Raw genomic sequence first — 17,483 nt, 5'->3', positions numbered from 1 at the left:
AAAATCCTGCCCGCCTGGAGGCGCCACTGGGGGCTCTGGGGGGTGGGGGGCAGGGTTGGGGGAAGGGTTGCCTCCGGGGTGGGGGGTTGACGGTTCTGCGCCCGAGCCCCCCACCGCGCCCTTGTAATGAAGCCTGTCGCCTCCGGCGAGGGGAGGGAGTGGGCCCGATGCACGAGATGTCGATCGCGACGGCCGTCGTCGAGCAGGTGGACGCGGCAGCCCGGGAGCACGGGGCGGTCGCGGTGGAGAAGGTGCGCCTCCAGGTCGGCGAACTCGCCGGGGTGGTGCCCTCCGCGCTGGACTTCTGCTTCGAACTGGCCTGCGCCGGAACGCTGGTGGAGGGCGCGAAGCTGGAGACCGAGGCCGTCGCGGCGCGTGCCAGGTGCACCCCGTGCGGCGTCGAGTGGGCCGTGGGCATGCCGCCCGACCTCGGGTGTCCGCGCTGTGGTGGCGCCCGGGTCGAGCTGCTCGCGGGCCGGGAGTTGCAGATCCTCGGCGTCCAGTGGGCCGAGCGCCCGGTGGGTGCGTCGGCCGACCAGGAAGGCTGAAACCGATGTGTCGCACGGTGGAACTCCGGCAGGCGGTCCTCGCCCGCAACGACGACGGCGCCCGCGAGCTGCGTGCCGAACTCGCCGCGCGCGGCACCGTCGTGGTGAACCTGCTGTCCAGCCCCGGCAGCGGGAAGACGGCGCTGCTGGAGGCCGAACTCGGGCTGGCCCGGGCCCGCGGCGTGCCGGTGGCCGCGCTCACCGCGGACCTCGCCACCGAGAACGACGCCCGGCGGCTGGCCCGTTCGGGCGCGCCGGTGAAGCAGGTGCTCACCGACGGGCTGTGCCACCTGGAGACGGCGATGCTCCGCGAGCACCTGGCGGGCTGGCTGCCGCCGGACACCCGGCTGCTCTTCGTCGAGAACGTCGGCAACCTGGTCTGCCCGGCCTCCTATGACCTCGGCGAATCCCTGCGGGTGGTGCTCGCCTCCGTCACGGAGGGGGAGGACAAGCCGCTCAAGTACCCGACGGCCTTCGGGCTGGCGAACCTGGTGCTGGTGACCAAGGCCGACCTCGCGGCGGCGGCGGAGTTCGACGAGGCCGCGTTCCTGGCGAGCGTCGCGCGGGTCAACCCGGGGGTGGAGGTGCTGTTCACCTCCGTCCGGACCGGGCAGGGGGCAGGGGTGCTGCTGGACCGGGCGCTCGCGGTGCTGGACGGCGCCGAGGCCCACCGGCCGGTGATGGCCGGCGCCCCGGGGCACGGGCACTCCCCCGGACATCCGCACGCGCACGGGCCGGGGGAGGGGCACCACCACGGGGACGACGGCGCGCACGCGCATCCGCACGCCCCGGTGGCGGACCGGTCGTGACGGCCGGTCGGCCGGCGGCCGGGCCGCAGCGGCGCCGGGTCGCCGTCCGCGGCCTCGTCCAGGGCGTCGGGTTCCGGCCGTTCGTCTTCACGCTCGCCGCCGAGCTCGGTCTGGCCGGCACCGTCACCAACACCGGGGACGGCGTGCTGGCCGAGGTCGAGGGGCCGCCGGAGTCGGTGGACGCGTTCTGCCGCCGGGTCGCCACCGACGCGCCACCGCTGGCGCGGGTCGCCTCGGTCGAGCACGAGGCGCTGGCCCTCACCGGCGCGGCCGGGTTCGCCATCACCCCCTCCAGGACCGACGGCACCCGCCGCACACTGATCCCGCCCGACACCGCGACCTGCGCGGACTGCCTCGCCGAACTCGCCGACCCCGGCGACCGCCGCTACCGGCACCCGTTCATCAGCTGCACCAACTGCGGCCCCCGGCACACCATCGTGACCGGTCTGCCGTACGACCGGGCCAACACCACGATGGCCGGCTTCCCGCTCTGCCCGGACTGCGAGCGGGAGTACACCGACCCGGCGGACCGGCGCTTCCACGCCCAGCCGCTCTGCTGCCACGCGTGCGGACCGAGGCTCGCCCTGGTCGTGCCCGGGCTGCCGTCGCTCGACGGCGAGGCGGCGCTCACCGAGGCCCGGCGGCTGCTCGCCGACGGCGCGATCCTGGCCGTCAAGGGCATCGGCGGCTACCACCTGGCCTGCGACGCGCTGAACGAGCGGAGCGTGGCCCGGCTGCGCCGGCGCAAGCGGCGCGGCGCCAAGCCCTTCGCCCTGATGGCGCGCGACCTCGCCGAGATCGCGCCGCTGCTCCGCCCCGACCCGGTCGAGGAGGAACTGCTCACCGGCGCCGTCCGGCCGATCGTCCTGCTGCGCCGCCGGGGGCCGCTGCCGGCGGCGCTGGAGGCGGTGGCGCCGCGCAGCCCCGACCTCGGGGTGATGCTCCCCTACACCCCCCTGCACCAGCTGCTGATCGCCCCGCCAGGCCCCGGGCTGCTCGTGATGACCAGCGCCAACCTCTCCGGCGAACCGGTCGTGACGGAGGACCGGGACGCGTTCGCCCGGCTCGCGCCGCTGGTCGACGCCTGGCTGACGCACGACCGGCCGATCCACGTCCCGTGCGAGGACTCGGTGGTGCGGGTGGTGGACGGCGAGCAGCTGCCGATCCGGCGCTCGCGCGGCCACGCGCCGCTGCCGCTGCCGCTCCCGGCCCCCGTCCGGCCCGTGCTGGCCGTCGGCGGCGACCTCAAGAACACCTTCGCGCTGGCCCAGGACGGCTACGCCTGGCTGTCCGGCCACATCGGGGACATGGACGACCTCGCCACCCTGGAGGCCTTCGACCGGGCGGTGGCCCATCTCGGCGCGGTCACCGGCGTCCGGCCCGAGCTGCTGGCGGTGGACCGCCACCCCGGCTACCGGTCCGTGCGGCACGCCCGGAGCACCGCCGGCGGGCGGGAGGTGCGGACGGTGCAGCACCACCACGCGCACGTCGCCTCGGTGATGGCCGAACACGGCCTCGACGGCGGCCGGCCCGTCCTGGGGGTCGCCTTCGACGGCACCGGCTTCGGTGACGACGGTGCGGTGTGGGGCGGCGAGGTCCTGCTGGCCGACTACGACGGCTACCGCCGCCTCGCCCACCTCGCCTACGTCCCGCTGCCGGGCGGGGACGCGGCGGTGGCGCGGCCCTACCGGACGGCGCTCGCCCAGCTGTTCGCCGCCGGGCTCCCGTGGGCGCCCGAGCTGCCACCCGTCCTGGCCTGCCCGGAGAACGAACGACTGGTACTGAAGCGGCAGTTGGAGCGCTCGCTGAACTGTGCGCCGACCTCCAGCATGGGGCGGCTGTTCGACGCGGTGTCCGCCCTCGCAGGGATCTGCCAGCGGGTCGAGTACGAGGCGCAGGCGGCGATCGAGCTGGAGGGCGCGGCGCTGGCGCACGGCCCGGCCGAGGGGGCCTACGCCTTCGGGCTGCGGCCGGTGGACGGGACGCTGGTCGCCGACCCGGCGCCGGTGCTGGCCGCGGTGGTGGCCGACCTGGCCGCCGGCGCCCCGGCCGGCCTGATCGCGGCGCGCTTCCACGACGCGGTCGCGGGGCTGGTCCGCCGGGTCTGCGCGGTGGCCCGGGAGGAGCACGGGACCGGGACGGTCGCGCTGACCGGCGGGGTCTTCGCCAACGCGCTGCTGTCCTCGGCCTGCGCGGAGGGCCTGCGGGCGGACGGATTCACCGTGTTGCGGCACCGCCGGGTGCCGCCCAACGACGGAGGACTGGCGCTCGGGCAGCTGATGGTGGCCGCCCGGGCCGCCGGCCCGGCCGCCATCTGAGAGGAGAGAGCCCGGATGTGTCTGGCGGTGCCCGGAAGAGTGGTGGAGATCGCGGAACGCGACGGAGCCAGGATGGCGGTCGTCGACTTCGGCGGAGTCGTCAAGGACGTGTGCCTGGAGTACCTGCCGGACCTGCGGGTGGGTGAGTACGCCATCGTGCACGTCGGGTTCGCGCTGCAGCGCCTGGACGAGGAGTCGGCCCGCCGGACGCTGGAGCTCTTCGCCGAGATCGGCCTGCTGCAGGAGGAGTTCGGCGATCCGTGGGAAGCGGCGGCCGCGGCCGTACGGGAGGAGCAGCAGTGAAGTACCTGGAGGACTTCCAGAACCCGGAGCTGGCGGCCGGCCTGCTCGCGGACATCAGGGCGACGGTCACCAGGCCGTGGGCGCTGATGGAGGTGTGCGGCGGGCAGACGCACACCATCATCCGGCAGGGGATCGACCAACTCCTCCCGGAAGAGGTCGAGTTGATCCACGGCCCGGGCTGCCCGGTCTGTGTCACCCCGCTGGAGGTGATCGACCGGGCGCTGGCGATCGCGGCCCGGCCCGAGGTGATCTTCTGCTCGTTCGGCGACATGCTCCGGGTGCCGGGCAGCGACCGCGACCTCTTCCGGGTCCGGAGCGAGGGCGGTGACGTCCGGGTGGTCTACTCGCCGCTCGACGCGCTGAAGGTCGCCCGGGAGAACCCGCACCGCGAGGTCGTCTTCTTCGGCATCGGCTTCGAGACCACCGCTCCGCCCAACGCGATGGCCGTCCACCAGGCCCGGAAGCAGGGGCTGCGCAACTTCAGCATGCTCGTCTCGCACGTCCGGGTGCCCCCGGCCATCGAGGCCATCATGACGTCGCCGGACTGCCGGGTGCAGGGCTTCCTGGCCGCCGGGCACGTCTGCAGCGTGATGGGCACCGGCGAGTACCCCGAACTGGCCGAGCGCCACCGGGTGCCGATCGTGGTCACCGGCTTCGAGCCGCTCGACATCCTGGAGGGGATCCGGCGCACCGTGCGGCAGTTGGAGCGCGGCGAGCACACCGTGGAGAACGCCTATGCCCGGGCCGTCCGCCCGGAGGGCAACCCGGCGGCCCGGGCCATGCTGGAGGACGTCTTCGAGGTGGCCGACCGGGCCTGGCGCGGGATCGGGGTGATCCCGCGGAGCGGCTGGCGGCTCTCCCCGCGCTACCGCGACCACGACGCCGAGTACCGCTTCGACGTCACCGGCATCACCACCCGCGAGCCGGCGCAGTGCCGCAGCGGGGAGGTCCTCCAGGGGCTGCTGAAGCCCGACCAGTGCGAGGCCTTCGGCACCACCTGCACCCCGCGCACCCCGCTCGGCGCCACCATGGTGTCCAGCGAGGGGGCCTGCGCCGCGTACTACCTCTACCGCCGGCTGAGCACGCCGGCCGTTCCCCGGGAGGCGAGCCCCGTTGGCTGAGGCCGAGGTCCTGACCGGGTCGGTGGCCGTGCCGGTCGCCGTGCCCTCCGAGGCGCCGGACTTCTCCGGGTGGAGCTGCCCGCTGCCGCTGCGCGACCACCCCCGGGTGGTGATGGGGCACGGCGGCGGCGGCGCGATGTCGGCCGAGCTGGTGGAGAACATCTTCGCCCCGGCCTTCGGCGGCGCCGCGCTCGCCGCCCTCGGGGACTCCGCCGTGCTGGAGCTCGGCGGAGCGAGGCTCGCCTTCTCCACCGACTCCTACGTCGTGCGACCGCTGTTCTTCCCCGGCGGCAGCATCGGGGACCTCGCCGTCAACGGGACGGTCAACGACCTCGCGATGAGCGGGGCCCGGGCGGCCTACCTGTCCTGCGGGTTCATCCTGGAGGAGGGCGTGGAGATGGCCGTGGTGGACCGGGTCGCCCGGGCGCTCGGGGCCGCCGCGCGGCTGGCCGGCGTGGAGGTCGCCACCGGTGACACCAAAGTCGTCGAGGCCGGTCACGGCGACGGCGTCTACCTCAACACCGCCGGCATCGGCCTCGTCCCGGCCGGGGTGGACATCAGGCCGCAGCGGGCCGTCCCCGGGGACGTGGTGATCGTCAGCGGGGAGATCGGGCTGCACGGGGTCGCGATCATGAGCGTGCGCGAAGGCCTGGAGTTCGGCGTGGAGATCGAGAGCGACTGCGCCGCGCTCGGCGGCCTGGTGGACGCGATGCTGGCGGTCACCCCGGACCTGCACGTGCTGCGCGACCCCACCCGGGGCGGCCTGGCCGCGGCGCTCAACGAGATCGCGGCGGCGGCCGGCGTGGGCGTCAGGATCGGTGAACGTGCCGTGCCGGTGCCGCCGCAGGTGGCCAACGCCTGTGCGGTGCTGGGCCTCGACCCGATGTACGTCGCCAACGAGGGCAAGCTGGTGGCCTTCGTGCCGCGCGAGCAGGCGGACGCGGTGCTCGCCGCGATGCGGGCGCACCCGCTGGGCGCGGGAGCGACCGTGATCGGCGAGTGCGTGGCGGAGCACCCCGGCATGGTCGTCGCCCGCACGGCGCTCGGCGGCACCCGGGTGGTCGACCTGCCGATGGGCGAGCAACTGCCGCGCATCTGCTAGGTCCTGAGGGCTGGCCTGGCTCGCTCCGGCCAGGCTCGGCGGGCCCGGCCGGGTGTGCGCCCGGCCGGGCCCGGTCATGTCCGCCGGGCGCACCGGCGAAGGGCCGGACCGGTGGGGGCCCGCTCGCGAGGCAGTGCCCCCACCGATCCGTCCGGCTGCCGCACCGTCAGCAGGTGACCGGGACCTCGGTGGTGACGGGCCTGGCGGGCCAGCCGGCGGACGAGACCGCGAACGAGGCGCGCACGGTCGAGCCGCACGGCACCGTGCCGCGCACGCCCTCGACCAGCACCGACCGGCTCTGGAAGGTCAGCGTCTGCCGCGTCGTCCCGAGGGTGATCCCGCCGGCGACGCTGCCGGTCAGGACCACCTCGACCTCCGTCGGCCGGGGGAGCGGGCTGCCGGGGCTCGGCGGGCCGGCCAGGCCGATGTGGCCGGAGAACTCGATGCTGTCGCCGCTCACGGTGGCGCACACCTTGGTCGCCAGGCCGGCCTGCAGACCGTAGTTGTCGCAGATCACCGTGGGGGCGTCGGCGACGGCTGCCGCACCGGCCGGAGCCGCGACGACCGGAACCGTACCCAGGGCGACCGCTGCGGCGGCCGTCGTCAGGATCTTGCGAGTCATGGGAAGCCTTCTCCTGTGTGAAGGGGGCTCCTGGGCGGTCCAGGAGCTCGTTGCAATGTGATATTGCACTATGCTCCTTGAGCTGAGGCATCGTCAAATTGAACGGGAGGCGACGAGTTGGCATGGAGGATGTTGGTCGGAACGCGCACCGTCCGCGCGGGTGGGGCCCGGAGCCGCCCCCGCCGACGCCGGGACGCCGCACCGGCCGGGTCCGTGAGGCCCCGGCCGGTGCGGCGTCCGCGGTTCAGGAGGCGATGCCGCAGTACTGCTGCTGCTTGCCGATCGCGCGGTACATGCAGTCGGCGGTCTCCACCAGGCGCAGCACCGCCTCGCGGTTGCGGCTGGTCTCGCGCCCGATCACCTCGTCGGGCGGGTAGAAGCCGCTGCTGCCGTTCGGACCGGGGTACATCTCGAAGGTGTAGGCGAAGACCCGCTGGGTGCCCCACAGCCAGTCGTCGATCGAGCCGTCGGTGATGTACAGGTCGCTCGACTGCTCGGGGGTGTAGCCGTTGGTGCCGGCCATGGCCCGGCCGAAGGTCGCGAAGGTGTTGTACTCGTCGGCCGTCATCCCGGTGGCGGTGTTGGCCGTGGTCCAGCCGAACGGCCAGAGCACCAGCTGGCTGTAGGTGTGGAAGTCGATGGCGGCGGTGATCTGCTGCTTGCCGCCGACCACGCGGGTGCGGACGAAGTCGGCGACCACCTTGGTCTCCTTGGCGGACTCCGGGGCGGCGCCCCGGTAGGTCTCGTTGGAGGTGGAGCCGGAGGAGCCGCCGCAGCAGCCCCACTTGTAGTCCCAGTTGCGGTTCAGGTCGGTGCCCACGCTGCTGCTGCCCGCGTTGGGCTGGCGGTCCTTGCGCCAGCTGCGGTAGCGGCCGGTGGCGATGTCGTACTCGCCGCCGTCCGGGTTGAGGTCGGGGATCACCCAGATCTCCCGGCTGTTGACGGCGTTGGCGATCCGGCTGTCGGTGGCGTACTTGTCGCCGAACTCGTGTAGCAGGTACAGCGACATCTCGACGGTGAGGTGCTCGCGGGCGTGCTGGTGGGCGGTGAACAGCACTTCGGGTTCGTTCTCGTCGGTGCCGACGTTGTCGCTGATCTTGACGGCGACGATCGGCCGGCCCTCGTACGAGGTGCCGATGACCCGCTTGCTCATGATGTCGGGGTGCGCCGCCACGACGGCGTCGATGTCGGCGGTGGCCTCCGCGTAGTTGTGGTACCCGGAGTCGGCGGACGGGAAGTCGTACACCGCGGCGCCGACGCCCGGTGTGCCGGCCCCGTCGCCGTACACCGGCTCCGGCAGCGGGCTGGGGGACCAGCCGAGCGCCCGCAGCCGGTCGGCCTCGGCGGCGGTCGCGGTGACCACCACGGAATCGGAGCGCACGGCGTCGACGGACGCGCCGGTGGCGGCGACGGCGGTGCGTTCGGCGACGGTGCGGGGGCCGTCGAGGACGTACTGCCGGGCGGAGTCGGGGGCCGCGGCCGGGCCGGCGGTGACCGGCTGGGCGGCGACCTGGGTGGTGAGCGGGGAGGCGAGCGCGAGAGCCAGCACGGCGGCGGCGACCGCGGCGGGCTTCCCTCGGCGGGGCAGTCGCATGACTGTCCTCCTGTGGGGGGTCCGTAGGGACGGAACGGGGAGGAGGTGCGGCGCGCGCCAGCACGATGGTGCGCCGCTGTCATGGATTCGTCAAGGAGGTGGGCGGCCACCGGTACCCGGGGTCCCGGCCGGGCCCGGACCGGCCGGTGGGTATGTTGGGCCGCCACCGACCGAGGAGCCGCCACGTGCCCGCCCGCCCCAGCGTTCTGTTCGTGACCGACCTCGCCTACCAGGCCCGGGGCCGGCGGTACTGCGACGAGGACATCCGGCTCTCCGCCCGACTCCGGGCCGACTTCGACATCGCGCTCTGCCACCCCTTGGACGCGGCCGCGCTGATGGACGGCTTCGACGCCGTGCTGGTCCGCAACAGCGGCCCCGTCCTGCACTACCAGGAGCGGTACGAGGCCTTCCGGGCCGCGGCCGCCGCACGCGGCACCCGGGTCTACAACCCGCTCACCGGGCGCGGTGACATGGCCGGCAAGCAGTACCTGCTGGACCTCACCGAGGCCGGGCACCCGGTGATCCCCACCGTCGACCGGCCCGAGGACCTGGACCGCCTGCCCGGCTGCGCCCAGTACGCCGTCAAGCCGAAGGCCGGCGCGGACTCCATCGGCCTGGCCTTCGTCGACCCGGACGGGCTGTCCGGCCTCGCGTACGGCGACATCCTCGTCCAGCCGCGCGTCGACTTCCGCTACGAGGTGTCGTTCTACTTCGTCGACGACGCCTTCCAGTACGCGCTGTACGCGCCGGATCCCGAGCGGCGCTGGATCCTGGAGCCGTACCACCCCACCGACGCGGACCTCGCCTTCGCCCGGGGGTTCATCGACTGGAACACGCTCGACCACGGGATCCAGCGGGTGGACGCCTGCCGCGCCCCGGCGGGGGAACTGCTGCTGGTCGAGTTGGAGGACCTCAACCCCTACCTGTCGCTGGACCGCGTGGCCGAACCGGTCCGGGAGGCCTTCGCCACCGCCCTGACGGCCTCGCTGCACCGGTTCCTGGCCGGCGCGCCCCGGGGCTGAGGCGGGCGGCCCGTGCCGTCCGGGACCGGGAGGGGCCGGGCCCGGACGGCACGGCTCAGCGCCGGACCAGCCGGACGTCGGAGACTTCGAGCAGGCCGTCGAGTTCGACCTTGCCGACGGTCTGCTCCGGGTTCACCACGAGACCGTCCCGGCGCACGATGTCGAGGAGCCGTTCGGCCAGCGGCATCACCATGTGCCGGCCCCAGCAGCGCTCGTTCACATGGCCGAACGGGAGGTACCCGGGGTGGTCGTCGGGGTCGAGGTCGGCCCAGCGCTCAGGGCGGTAGCTGTCCGGGTCCTCCCAGAGCCGCGGGTCGCGGTGGCTCACCAGCGGGAGGATCAGCAGGTCGTCCTTGGCGCCGATCCGGTCGTCCACCGCGGTGAACTCGGGGGAGGCCATCCGCAGGATGTTCCAGGACGGCGGCAGCAGCCGGAGGGACTCCAGCAGGACGTCCCGGTTCGACACGCCGTCCTCGAAAGGCGAACCGAGCCAGAGCGCATTCGTCACGAGGGCGGACACGGTGAAACAGATCGGGGCGGCGACCCGCCGGTAGAGGTACATCGCATACCGGCGGTCGTCATAGCTCTCGGCGTCCAGCACGCGGGCCGCCAGATTGGACAGCGGGATTTCCGTGCCGGGCTTTCCGAGCATGGCGGTGCCGGCCGCGACGGCCGCCCAGGTCAATTTCGGCGTGAGTTCCAGGCGGCGGTCCACCAGGACGCGGAAACGGAAACTCTCCCGGCCGAAGACGAGATCCCGGAGATAGACGTGCGCGACGTGCGGCCATTTCCCGGTGAGGTCGACCTCGTCGCCGAGGGGCTTCTTCAGCGCCGCGCGGACGTCGGCGGAGACGGCCTGCATGAGCGCCGAGGCGTCCGTCCGGGTGACGGACCGGCCCTGGACGGGCTTGAAGGTCGGGCGCTCGGAGTCGTTCGCGGGCCGGCTGCGGAGCAGGCTGTCCATCAGGTCGGCGCCGGCGACCCCGATGGTGTCGTGCTCCAGACGGAAGAGGTCCGCCCCGCGGTACCTGCGGAGAAGTTCCTCGATCCGCGGTGCGAAGACGGTGGCCCGGGCGCTCCTGCCGGTACTGGACATGGGCATCGGTGAACTCCAAGGGTGAAAGGCACGGGCCCGGTGAGACGGCTGCTCACCGGGCCCGTGCCCGGTAGACGAACTACCCGACTAGATCCAGCCGTACCACGCGTAGGCCTTCAGGCTCTTCTCCGGCATGACCTTCTTCACGAAGTGGACGAGCTTCATGGCAGTACCTCCGTCTGACGGTGAACAGGACGAATCATGCAAAGGCTCGACGGGTGTGCGGTGATTACTCGCTGAATTCCGCGATCCGCTTTCTCGTCGCCCCGAAGTCAAGCCCGGGGCCAATAGAGCGTCAAGTGACGCAGCTCACTCGCCGATCCGGCGGGTCGGTGGGTTTCACGGCCGACTGCTGCCGATTGCCGACGGAAGGGGTGGAATGGTCCGACTTGGGCGGATCGTGCCCATCGGAGAAGTTGCGCGGCGGGGGCGGCCGGGCTTCCGCGCAGGTCGCGGCCCTGCTCCGGGTGGCGGTCGGGTGAACGGGGGGCGTCCGGCGCCCGGCGGGGCGAGGGCGGTCCGCCGCGTACGGAGGGCCGACCGAACGTTAGGTTTGCCCGTTCGGGCAAGGCGGGTGCCCCCGCGCTCCGGAGTGTGCCCGCAGGGTGGGCGGCGCGCTGTCATGGCATCGTCACCGACCGTCGACCGAGGGTCGGTCCACATGCTCCGGCGCGCGAACCGAATGGTGACGGACAGTCAACATCTGTCACGCAGAGGAGATATGATCTTGGTCTGCGCGGACCCGCCGCGCGGGATGCCAACGAGACAGGGGACTTGTCGATGGTGACGATCGGGCTCACGCGTGCCGGAGCACTGGCGGCCGCCGCCGCGCTGATGACGACCGCCTTCGGGACGGGGGCGGCCGCCGCGGCGCCGCGGGCCGCCGCACCGCCCCTCCCCGACACCACCGCCGTGCGGACCGCACTGCGGAACACCCTGGACGCGGGCGCCCCCGGCGCCTTCGCGGTGATCAGGGACCACGGCCCGGGCGAGCGCGAATGGTCGCTGACGATGGGCAAGGCCGACCTCGGCGGCGCCTCGATGAGGGCGGACCGGCAGTTCCGGGTGGGCAGCAACAGCAAGATGTTCGCCGCCGTGCTCGTGATGCGCCTGGCCGAACAGGGGCTCGTCGACCTGGACAGGCCGCTGCGCGACTACCTGCCGCCGGGCACCCTGCCCGAGGGCTGGACGATGACCGGCCGCCAGGTGATGCAGCACCGCGCGGGCATCTACGACCACACCGACGACCTGCTCGAACAGAACGGCGAGGAGACCACGAGCGCCTTCGAGGCGCGCATCCGCAACACCGTCTACACGCCGCGGGACTTGGTGGCGCTCTCCGTCAAGCACGGCGTGCGGAGCGCCCCGGGGGCGGCGTACGCGTACTCCAACACGGACTACGTACTGATGGGAATGGCGGTCGAGCACCTCACCGGCCGGGCCTACGCCGACGTGCTGCGCGAGCAGATCATCGAGCCGCTGAAGCTGCGGCAGACCTCCTTCGTGGTGCCCGAGAAGCGCATCGCGGGCCCGCACATCACCGGCTACCTGACCAACGACGACCGTGCCAAGCCGCTGCTGGACTCCACCGAGCAGACCGCGTCCTGGCTGTGGAGCGCCGGTGGCGTCATCTCCTCCGCCGCCGACATGGACCGCTTCCTCACCGCGCTGGTCGCGGGCCGCGCCGGCGGGCTCGTCTCGGACGACTCGCTGCGGCAGCTGACCGCCGTCCTCCCCACGCCCACGGCGAAGGTCGGCTACGGACTCGGAATCCGCCAGATCGCGCTCTCCTGCGGGACCGTCCTCGGCCACGGAGGCATCGTCCAGGGCTTCCAGACCCAGAGCTTCGTCACCCCCGACGGCCGGCGCAGCGTGGTGGTGTTCGCCAACGCCTCCAACAACGGGGCCGTCACGACGGGGCTGATGAGCGCGCTGGAGCCGGCCTTCTGCGGAGAGCGGCCCGCCGCCCCGGCGGCCCGGACCGCGCCGGCCGCGGCCGGCGGCGGCGCGTCGGACCGCGTCGTCCCGGTGGTGGAGGACACCCGCGTCTGACCGGCCGCGGGCCCGGGCCGGTGGCGGCGGCCCGCCCGGCCCGGGCTCACTCCCAGGGCAGCGCGGCGCGGCTGCGCCAGTACGCCTCCGCGGGCTCGGCGAGCACGGTGAGCGCGGCGAGGTCCGCGGCGGCGAGGTCGAGCCCGGCCGCGGTGAGGTTGGAGGCCAGCTGCTCCGGGGTGGCCGCGCCGGAGAGCACGATGTCGGCCCAGGGCCGGGCGGCGGCCGCGGCGAGGGCGAGCGCGTCGCAGGAGGCGCCGGTGCGGGCGGCCAGCTCGCGCAGCGCCGCGGTCCCGGGCCCGGTCGCGTTGCGGTCGGCGAGCCGGCCGTTGGCCATGCCCTCCTTGACCACCACCAGCCAGCCCGCCGCGTGCGCCTCGGCCAGGGCGGGCCCGGCGGACGGCTCCAGCAGGTTCCAGGTGGACTGGACGGCGGCGAACAGCGGCCGCCCCGCCACGGTCACCTCCAGGGCCGCCCGGACGGTGGCGGCCTGCGCCGGTCCGCTGGTGGACAGGCCGATCCGGACGCCCTCGGCGGCCAGCGCCGCCAGCCGCTCGTGCAGCGCCCGGTCGCCGAGCGCCGGGCTGTCGGGGGTGACCGAGTGCACCAGGTACACCTGCGGCAGGCCACCCAACAGCTGCCTGGTCTCCTCGATCTGACGGTCGAACACCGCCGTCGAGTGCTCCTTGACCTCGTGCACCGGCACCCCGGAGGCCCGCCAGTCGGCGGTGTAGGTGTAACCCCACTTGCTGCCGACCACGACCTCGGCCGCGAGCCGCGGCCGGGCGGCGAGCCACCCGCCGACGAACTCCTCGGCGCGGCCGTAGGAGCGGGCGGTGTCGAAGTAGCGCACCCCCGCCGCGTAGGCGGCGTCGAGCAGGTCGTGCGTCCGCTCCCGCATCGCCTCGACGGTGCGCCCGGCCGGCAGGTCGAGCGCGCGCCCGAGCGTGATGTAGCCGGGCCGCCCGACGGCGGCGGTGCCCAGGCCGAACCGCGCGAGTGACGGTGCGGCGGCTGGTCCGGTGGCGGGTGCGGTCGGCATGGGCGGGTCCCTTCGGCGGTCCGGGCGCGGCGGCGGTGGTCCGCCACCCGCATCCGAACCCTAACTTCCGCCGGGGAAGCGCCTCCGACCTGGCCCGATGCCGGCCGTCGCGCCGTCAGCCGTACCAGGAGACCTCGGTCGGTCCGGCCCGGCGCGGCACCTCGCGTTCGGGCATCGGCAGCCGGGTGTCGCCGTCGACCAGGGTGGCGGACGGGGCGCCGCGAACCGCGCCGGGCAGTTCGGCCTCGACGGTGACCGGGCGCGGCGGGGTGGTGGGCAGCGTGGTGCTGAGCGGGCACACCTGGGCGTGGTGGCCGGGGATCCGCTCGGCGGCGACCTCCTTGCCGTCGACCAGCAGCTCCACCGCCCGGGTGCCGCCCAGGTGGATGCCGACGGTGACCGAGCAGCCGGCGTACTCGCAGTGGAAGTGGTACTCGCGGCTCATGGGACCGCCTCCCTGTCGCGGCAGACCGGGGTTCACCGGCTGCGTCGGGGCACCGGCCGGGGCGAAGGCGCCCTCGCCGTGGCCGCCGGCCCGGGGTGCGGGCCGGCGCCGGCGGTCAGGAGCCGAGCAGACGGGACTTCTGTGCCGCGAACTCGGCGTCGGTGAGCACGCCCTGGTTCTTGAGCTCGGCCAGCTGCTTGAGCTGGTCGAGCCGGGTGGCCATGTCGTCGGGCTCGGCGGCCGGCGCGGCGGCCGCCGCCGGTGGGGCGGCGGGCTGGGCCTGGGCCTGCGGTGCCTCCTGCTGGGCCCAGCGGCCGGCCTGCCGCCGGGAGACCCGGTTGGAGACGGCGGTCGCCGTTCCGGCGACGACGGCGGTTCGGGCGACGCCGCGAAGGAGTCCTGGCATGGCGAAACCTCCTTGACCTTCGGGGTGGGGCGAGCGGGCGGGCAGGGCGGGTTCAGCGTCCGCCCTTGCCCTCGGCCGCTTCGAGGGAGGCGAGGATCGCCTGGACCGGGATGCGGCCGTCGGCGACCAGCCGCGCCCCGCTGCGCCGGAGGGCCGCGGCCAGCGGGCCGGCCCAGACGTTCTCGTAGACGAGGACGGCGGCGGAGCTGCCCGGCTCCAGGACGGCGGCGGCGTCGGCGAGGTCCTCCTCGTCGAGCAGGCCGGAGGAGACGCCGTCGAAGACGGCGAGGTCGAGCAGGCCGTCACCGGTGAGGTCGGCGAGTTCGAGGCCGGTGACCGAGCCGTCCGTCTCCTTGCGGACGAAGGTCAGGTCGAGGATCCGGATGATGCCCCGGTCGACCAGGTCGACCAGCAGTGGCAGCCCTTCCCCGGTCATCCGGCTGCCGGGGAACTCGACGACGATGTAGTCGATCGGTCCGGTCTCGTTCAGCTCGTTCAGCTCGTCGCTCATGTCGGGTCCTCTCCGGTCGGCCGGGTGGAGGCTGTCGGCCGATGCCGTGGCGGTACGCGCCCGGGAGGGCGGCGCGCGGCGGACGGCGTCCGCCGCGGGCGGCTCCCGCTCCTGCCATTCCAGCAGTGCCCGCCGCACCGCGCATCCCGGCCCGGCGGGGCGGCCCGGGAGCCGGGCGGCGGGCGCTCAGGCGTGGGTCGGCGGCCCGGTACCGGAGACGGTGCCGGGCCCGGGGCCCGGGCCTCCGTCCGGGCCGGTGACGGTGCCCGGGCCCGGGCCGGTGTCGAGGAACTCCCGGATCAGGAAGGCGAGCAGGACCACCAGGGTGATCCACAGGACCACCGCCGTGGTCGGGTAGTTCCAGGTGGCCAGGACGACCGCCGCCACGGCGAGGATCAGGGCGCCGATCCACCGCTTGAAGCGGTGGACGAACGGGCCGACCGGGCCCAGCCGCATCCCGATGCCGAACAGCACCTCGCGCAGGCCGTCGACCATCCGGCGGCAGGCGGTGCGGATCGCGACGGCGGCGCGGGACGGCCCGATCAGGAGCGCGCCCAGGGCGGTGACGACGGCCACAGCGAAGACCACCCGGATGCTCGCGCGCATGAACCGGATCAGGGTGTCGTACACGGCGCCCGCGGCCGCCTGGTTCGCGCCCGGCGGCAGACGGTCGAGGTAGTACGCGCGGAAGACGGTCAGGACGATGCCGAGCAGCAGCATGGCGAGCGCCACGCCGACGGCCGCGCCGACCAGGCCGCGGCGCCGGTTGGAGGCGAGGAGGACGCCGCCGGCGGCCACCAGGACGGTCACCACCGGGAGCCACGAGCCCATGATCTCCAGCAGCCGGAAGTACGTCTTGACCTTGCCGATGTCCTCGGACTGGAAGACCACGAAGTCGGTGTGGACCTCCGGGATCTTGGAAGCGATCCCGAGGCCGGCGTCCACCAGTTCGGTCTTCACCTTCGCCACGATCGGCGCGATGTCGATGCCGACCTGATTGTTGGTCAGCGTCACCGCACCGCCGCCCTTGCCGGTGAGGGCCTTGTCGAGGGCGGTGTGGATCAGCCGGTTGGCGTCGACCCAGATCGACTCGAAGGCACTGCTGGTCACCACCCGGTCGACGGTGGTGTGCACCAGGTCGTTGAGGCCGCTGGTGATGGGCCCGCTCAGACCGCCGATCAGGGTCGCGAGCGGGGCCGGCACGCCCTGTTCGGCGGCCGCGTCGGAGAGCTGCTTGACCAGCCCGTTCACGTCGATCTGGTCCAGGACGACCTGGGTGACCCGGGTGGTGACGGCGTCCTGCACCGCCGGATCGGTGGCCAGTGGCGCGACCGTGGAGACGTAGCGGTCGGTGTTGCCGACGATGTCGCTCGTCCAGACCGCGAGGACGGAGATCAGCGAGAGCAGCGACGCGATGACGATGACCACCACGGATCCGGAGGTCCGCAGCCGGTGGTGTTCCCGGTGGCGGGGCGGGGCGGTGCGCTCCAGCGCGGCGATCCGGGCCTTCAGGTGCTCGACCTCGTCCGGCGGTTGCGGCGCGGGCCGTGGTGGTTCCACCGCAGGTCGTGTCGGTGGCTCCGGGGCGGCGGCAGCCGGCGGCGGAGCAGGGTGCGGGGGCCGGCCGCCGGGCGGTTCGGCGCCGTTCGCTCCGGTGGGATCCGCTCCGGAATCCGTCGGGGCCATCGCACTCTCCCTGGGGTCGGACGCTAGCCCCGCCGGGGAGCGCACGTGGTGACAGCTCCTCCCCAGCAGAGCCGCGCACGCCCCGGCCCACCAGCGGGAACGGCCGTACGGGTGGCGGCCGGGGCTCCGGCACGGGGCGCGCCCGCGGCGGGGGTGTGGAACGCTGGAACGTGGAGCCGCCGCCGGGTCCGGACCCGTGGGCCTGCCGGCTCCCCGAGAGTTCGGAGGCCCTCATGGCCGGCAATCTCAACCCGCCCCAGCCGCCGCCCGCCGGCGCCGATCCGGCACCGCCCGGGCGCTCCTCGGGGCACCTGCTGCGATCCGGGTGGATCGTGCTCGCGGGAATCCTGATGGTCTTCGGCGGGACGATGGCGATCTTCGAGGGGATCGCGGCCATCGCCAAGGACGACCTGTTCGTCCGGACGAACGACTACGTGTTCCGCTTCAACCTGACCGGCTGGGGCTGGATCCACCTCATCCTCGGCCTCCTCATCGTGCTGGCCGGGGTCATGGTGTTCACCGGAGCCGTCTGGGCGCGCGCCGTCGGCGTCGTTCTGGCGGGGTTCAGCCTGATCGCCAACTTCCTCTGGCTGCCGTACTACCCGTTCTGGGCCATCGTGCTGATCGCCGTGAACATCTTCATCATCTGGGCCCTGTGCGCGGGGACGCTGCGCGGGCGGGACGTGGTCTGACCCCGGGGGCGGGGGGGCCGGGGGGGCCGCCCCCCCCCCCCATCCCCCCCCCCCCCCCCCCCACTGTCCTTTTCCCCCCCCCCCCTCTCCCCTCCTCCCCCAACCCGGAGAAAG

The 17,483-nt window shown here is 73.9% G+C and carries 18 protein-coding genes; 9 read left to right on the top strand and 9 right to left on the bottom strand.

What is annotated here, in order from left to right; genetic code table 11:
- The first annotated feature begins 167 nt into the window (after nt 1-167).
- Genes hypA through hypE form a run of 6 tightly spaced genes read left to right on the top strand, consistent with a single transcriptional unit; the run spans nt 168 to nt 6,201 of the window.
- Nucleotides 168-548 carry a hydrogenase maturation nickel metallochaperone HypA gene (hypA, locus tag ACZ4UX_RS17235; RefSeq protein WP_465707255.1) on the top strand — a complete coding sequence of 127 codons (381 nt, stop codon included), beginning with the start codon at nt 168-170 and terminating at the stop codon, nt 546-548.
- A 5-nt stretch (nt 549-553) separates the two neighbouring features.
- Nucleotides 554-1,357: a hydrogenase nickel incorporation protein HypB gene (gene hypB, locus ACZ4UX_RS17230; protein WP_465707254.1), complete on the top strand. Its 804-nt coding sequence runs from the start codon at nt 554-556 to the stop codon at nt 1,355-1,357.
- Complete coding sequence (hypF, locus tag ACZ4UX_RS17225; protein WP_465707253.1) at nt 1,354-3,675, top strand: carbamoyltransferase HypF; 2,322 nt, start codon at nt 1,354-1,356, stop codon at nt 3,673-3,675. Before hypB ends, hypF begins: the two co-directional genes overlap by 4 nt.
- A 15-nt stretch (nt 3,676-3,690) precedes the next feature.
- A complete protein-coding gene (locus tag ACZ4UX_RS17220; RefSeq protein ID WP_352292380.1) occupies nt 3,691-3,978 on the top strand; it encodes a HypC/HybG/HupF family hydrogenase formation chaperone in 288 nt (95 codons plus the stop codon).
- Nucleotides 3,975-5,099, top strand: a complete 1,125-nt coding sequence (hypD, locus tag ACZ4UX_RS17215; RefSeq protein WP_329486173.1) for a hydrogenase formation protein HypD — start codon at nt 3,975-3,977, stop codon at nt 5,097-5,099. Before ACZ4UX_RS17220 ends, hypD begins: the two co-directional genes overlap by 4 nt.
- A 28-nt stretch (nt 5,100-5,127) precedes the next feature.
- Nucleotides 5,128-6,201, top strand: coding sequence for a hydrogenase expression/formation protein HypE (gene hypE / locus ACZ4UX_RS17210; RefSeq protein ID WP_465707390.1), 1,074 nt, complete (start codon nt 5,128-5,130; stop codon nt 6,199-6,201).
- Between the two features lie 166 nt (nt 6,202-6,367).
- Here hypE and ACZ4UX_RS17205 read toward each other — a convergent pair whose 3' ends face one another.
- Nucleotides 6,368-6,823, bottom strand: coding sequence for a hypothetical protein (locus tag ACZ4UX_RS17205; RefSeq protein WP_380393653.1), 456 nt, complete (start codon nt 6,821-6,823; stop codon nt 6,368-6,370).
- 244 nt (nt 6,824-7,067) lie between these two features.
- The gene (locus ACZ4UX_RS17200) at nt 7,068-8,417 is read right to left on the bottom strand and encodes a M14 family metallopeptidase (protein ID WP_465707252.1); all 1,350 of its coding nucleotides are present in this window, start codon (nt 8,415-8,417) and stop codon (nt 7,068-7,070) included.
- Between the two features lie 185 nt (nt 8,418-8,602).
- Between ACZ4UX_RS17200 and ACZ4UX_RS17195 the strand changes: the two genes are divergently transcribed.
- On the top strand, nt 8,603-9,439 hold the full coding sequence (locus ACZ4UX_RS17195; RefSeq protein WP_465707251.1) for an ATP-grasp domain-containing protein: 837 nt from the start codon (nt 8,603-8,605) through the stop codon (nt 9,437-9,439).
- Nucleotides 9,440-9,494: 55 nt separating this feature from the next.
- On the opposite strand, the gene ACZ4UX_RS17190 is transcribed toward ACZ4UX_RS17195, so the two are convergent.
- Both ACZ4UX_RS17190 and ACZ4UX_RS17185 read right to left on the bottom strand, forming a co-directional pair.
- Nucleotides 9,495-10,541, bottom strand: coding sequence for a cytochrome P450 (locus tag ACZ4UX_RS17190; protein WP_329486168.1), 1,047 nt, complete (start codon nt 10,539-10,541; stop codon nt 9,495-9,497).
- Nucleotides 10,542-10,622: 81 nt separating this feature from the next.
- Nucleotides 10,623-10,700 (bottom strand): tryptorubin family RiPP precursor, encoded by a 78-nt coding sequence (locus ACZ4UX_RS17185; RefSeq protein WP_350540985.1) that lies wholly within the window; start codon nt 10,698-10,700, stop codon nt 10,623-10,625.
- Nucleotides 10,701-11,315: 615 nt separating this feature from the next.
- Here ACZ4UX_RS17185 and ACZ4UX_RS17180 point away from each other — a divergent pair.
- Entirely contained in the window at nt 11,316-12,587 is a 1,272-nt protein-coding gene (locus tag ACZ4UX_RS17180; protein ID WP_465707250.1) for a serine hydrolase domain-containing protein, read from the top strand.
- Between the two features lie 46 nt (nt 12,588-12,633).
- On the opposite strand, the gene ACZ4UX_RS17175 is transcribed toward ACZ4UX_RS17180, so the two are convergent.
- The 5 genes from ACZ4UX_RS17175 to ACZ4UX_RS17155 form a co-directional block, all read right to left on the bottom strand.
- Nucleotides 12,634-13,629: an aldo/keto reductase gene (locus ACZ4UX_RS17175; RefSeq protein ID WP_465707249.1), complete on the bottom strand. Its 996-nt coding sequence runs from the start codon at nt 13,627-13,629 to the stop codon at nt 12,634-12,636.
- A gap of 115 nt (nt 13,630-13,744) precedes the next feature.
- On the bottom strand, nt 13,745-14,074 hold the full coding sequence (locus tag ACZ4UX_RS17170) for a hypothetical protein (RefSeq protein ID WP_329486162.1): 330 nt from the start codon (nt 14,072-14,074) through the stop codon (nt 13,745-13,747).
- Between the two features lie 115 nt (nt 14,075-14,189).
- On the bottom strand, nt 14,190-14,480 hold the full coding sequence (locus ACZ4UX_RS17165) for an SHOCT domain-containing protein (RefSeq protein WP_465707248.1): 291 nt from the start codon (nt 14,478-14,480) through the stop codon (nt 14,190-14,192).
- A 52-nt stretch (nt 14,481-14,532) separates the two neighbouring features.
- Nucleotides 14,533-14,991, bottom strand: a complete 459-nt coding sequence (locus ACZ4UX_RS17160; RefSeq protein ID WP_465707247.1) for a DUF6325 family protein — start codon at nt 14,989-14,991, stop codon at nt 14,533-14,535.
- A gap of 186 nt (nt 14,992-15,177) precedes the next feature.
- Nucleotides 15,178-16,551 carry a hypothetical protein gene (locus tag ACZ4UX_RS17155; RefSeq protein ID WP_465707246.1) on the bottom strand — a complete coding sequence of 458 codons (1,374 nt, stop codon included), beginning with the start codon at nt 16,549-16,551 and terminating at the stop codon, nt 15,178-15,180.
- A 359-nt stretch (nt 16,552-16,910) separates the two neighbouring features.
- Between ACZ4UX_RS17155 and ACZ4UX_RS17150 the strand changes: the two genes are divergently transcribed.
- Nucleotides 16,911-17,369: a DUF7144 family membrane protein gene (locus ACZ4UX_RS17150; protein WP_465707245.1), complete on the top strand. Its 459-nt coding sequence runs from the start codon at nt 16,911-16,913 to the stop codon at nt 17,367-17,369.
- Nucleotides 17,370-17,483 lie beyond the last annotated feature (114 nt).

This window comes from Kitasatospora sp. NPDC028961 (assembly GCF_055564815.1).
The sequence above is the reverse complement of the archived record's forward strand: the minus strand, read 5'-3'. Positions and strand labels throughout refer to the sequence as shown.

Coding starts and splice junctions, on each gene's coding strand:
- hypA (WP_465707255.1), top strand. CDS start 168: ATGCACGAGATGTCGATCGCGACGGCCGTCGTCGAGCAGGTGGACGCG.
- hypB (WP_465707254.1), top strand. CDS start 554: ATGTGTCGCACGGTGGAACTCCGGCAGGCGGTCCTCGCCCGCAACGAC.
- ACZ4UX_RS17220 (WP_352292380.1), top strand. CDS start 3,691: ATGTGTCTGGCGGTGCCCGGAAGAGTGGTGGAGATCGCGGAACGCGAC.
- ACZ4UX_RS17205 (WP_380393653.1), bottom strand. CDS start 6,823: ATGACTCGCAAGATCCTGACGACGGCCGCCGCAGCGGTCGCCCTGGGT.
- ACZ4UX_RS17200 (WP_465707252.1), bottom strand. CDS start 8,417: ATGCGACTGCCCCGCCGAGGGAAGCCCGCCGCGGTCGCCGCCGCCGTG.
- ACZ4UX_RS17190 (WP_329486168.1), bottom strand. CDS start 10,541: ATGCCCATGTCCAGTACCGGCAGGAGCGCCCGGGCCACCGTCTTCGCA.
- ACZ4UX_RS17185 (WP_350540985.1), bottom strand. CDS start 10,700: ATGAAGCTCGTCCACTTCGTGAAGAAGGTCATGCCGGAGAAGAGCCTG.
- ACZ4UX_RS17180 (WP_465707250.1), top strand. CDS start 11,316: ATGGTGACGATCGGGCTCACGCGTGCCGGAGCACTGGCGGCCGCCGCC.
- ACZ4UX_RS17175 (WP_465707249.1), bottom strand. CDS start 13,629: ATGCCGACCGCACCCGCCACCGGACCAGCCGCCGCACCGTCACTCGCG.
- ACZ4UX_RS17170 (WP_329486162.1), bottom strand. CDS start 14,074: ATGAGCCGCGAGTACCACTTCCACTGCGAGTACGCCGGCTGCTCGGTC.
- ACZ4UX_RS17165 (WP_465707248.1), bottom strand. CDS start 14,480: ATGCCAGGACTCCTTCGCGGCGTCGCCCGAACCGCCGTCGTCGCCGGA.
- ACZ4UX_RS17160 (WP_465707247.1), bottom strand. CDS start 14,991: ATGAGCGACGAGCTGAACGAGCTGAACGAGACCGGACCGATCGACTAC.
- ACZ4UX_RS17150 (WP_465707245.1), top strand. CDS start 16,911: ATGGCCGGCAATCTCAACCCGCCCCAGCCGCCGCCCGCCGGCGCCGAT.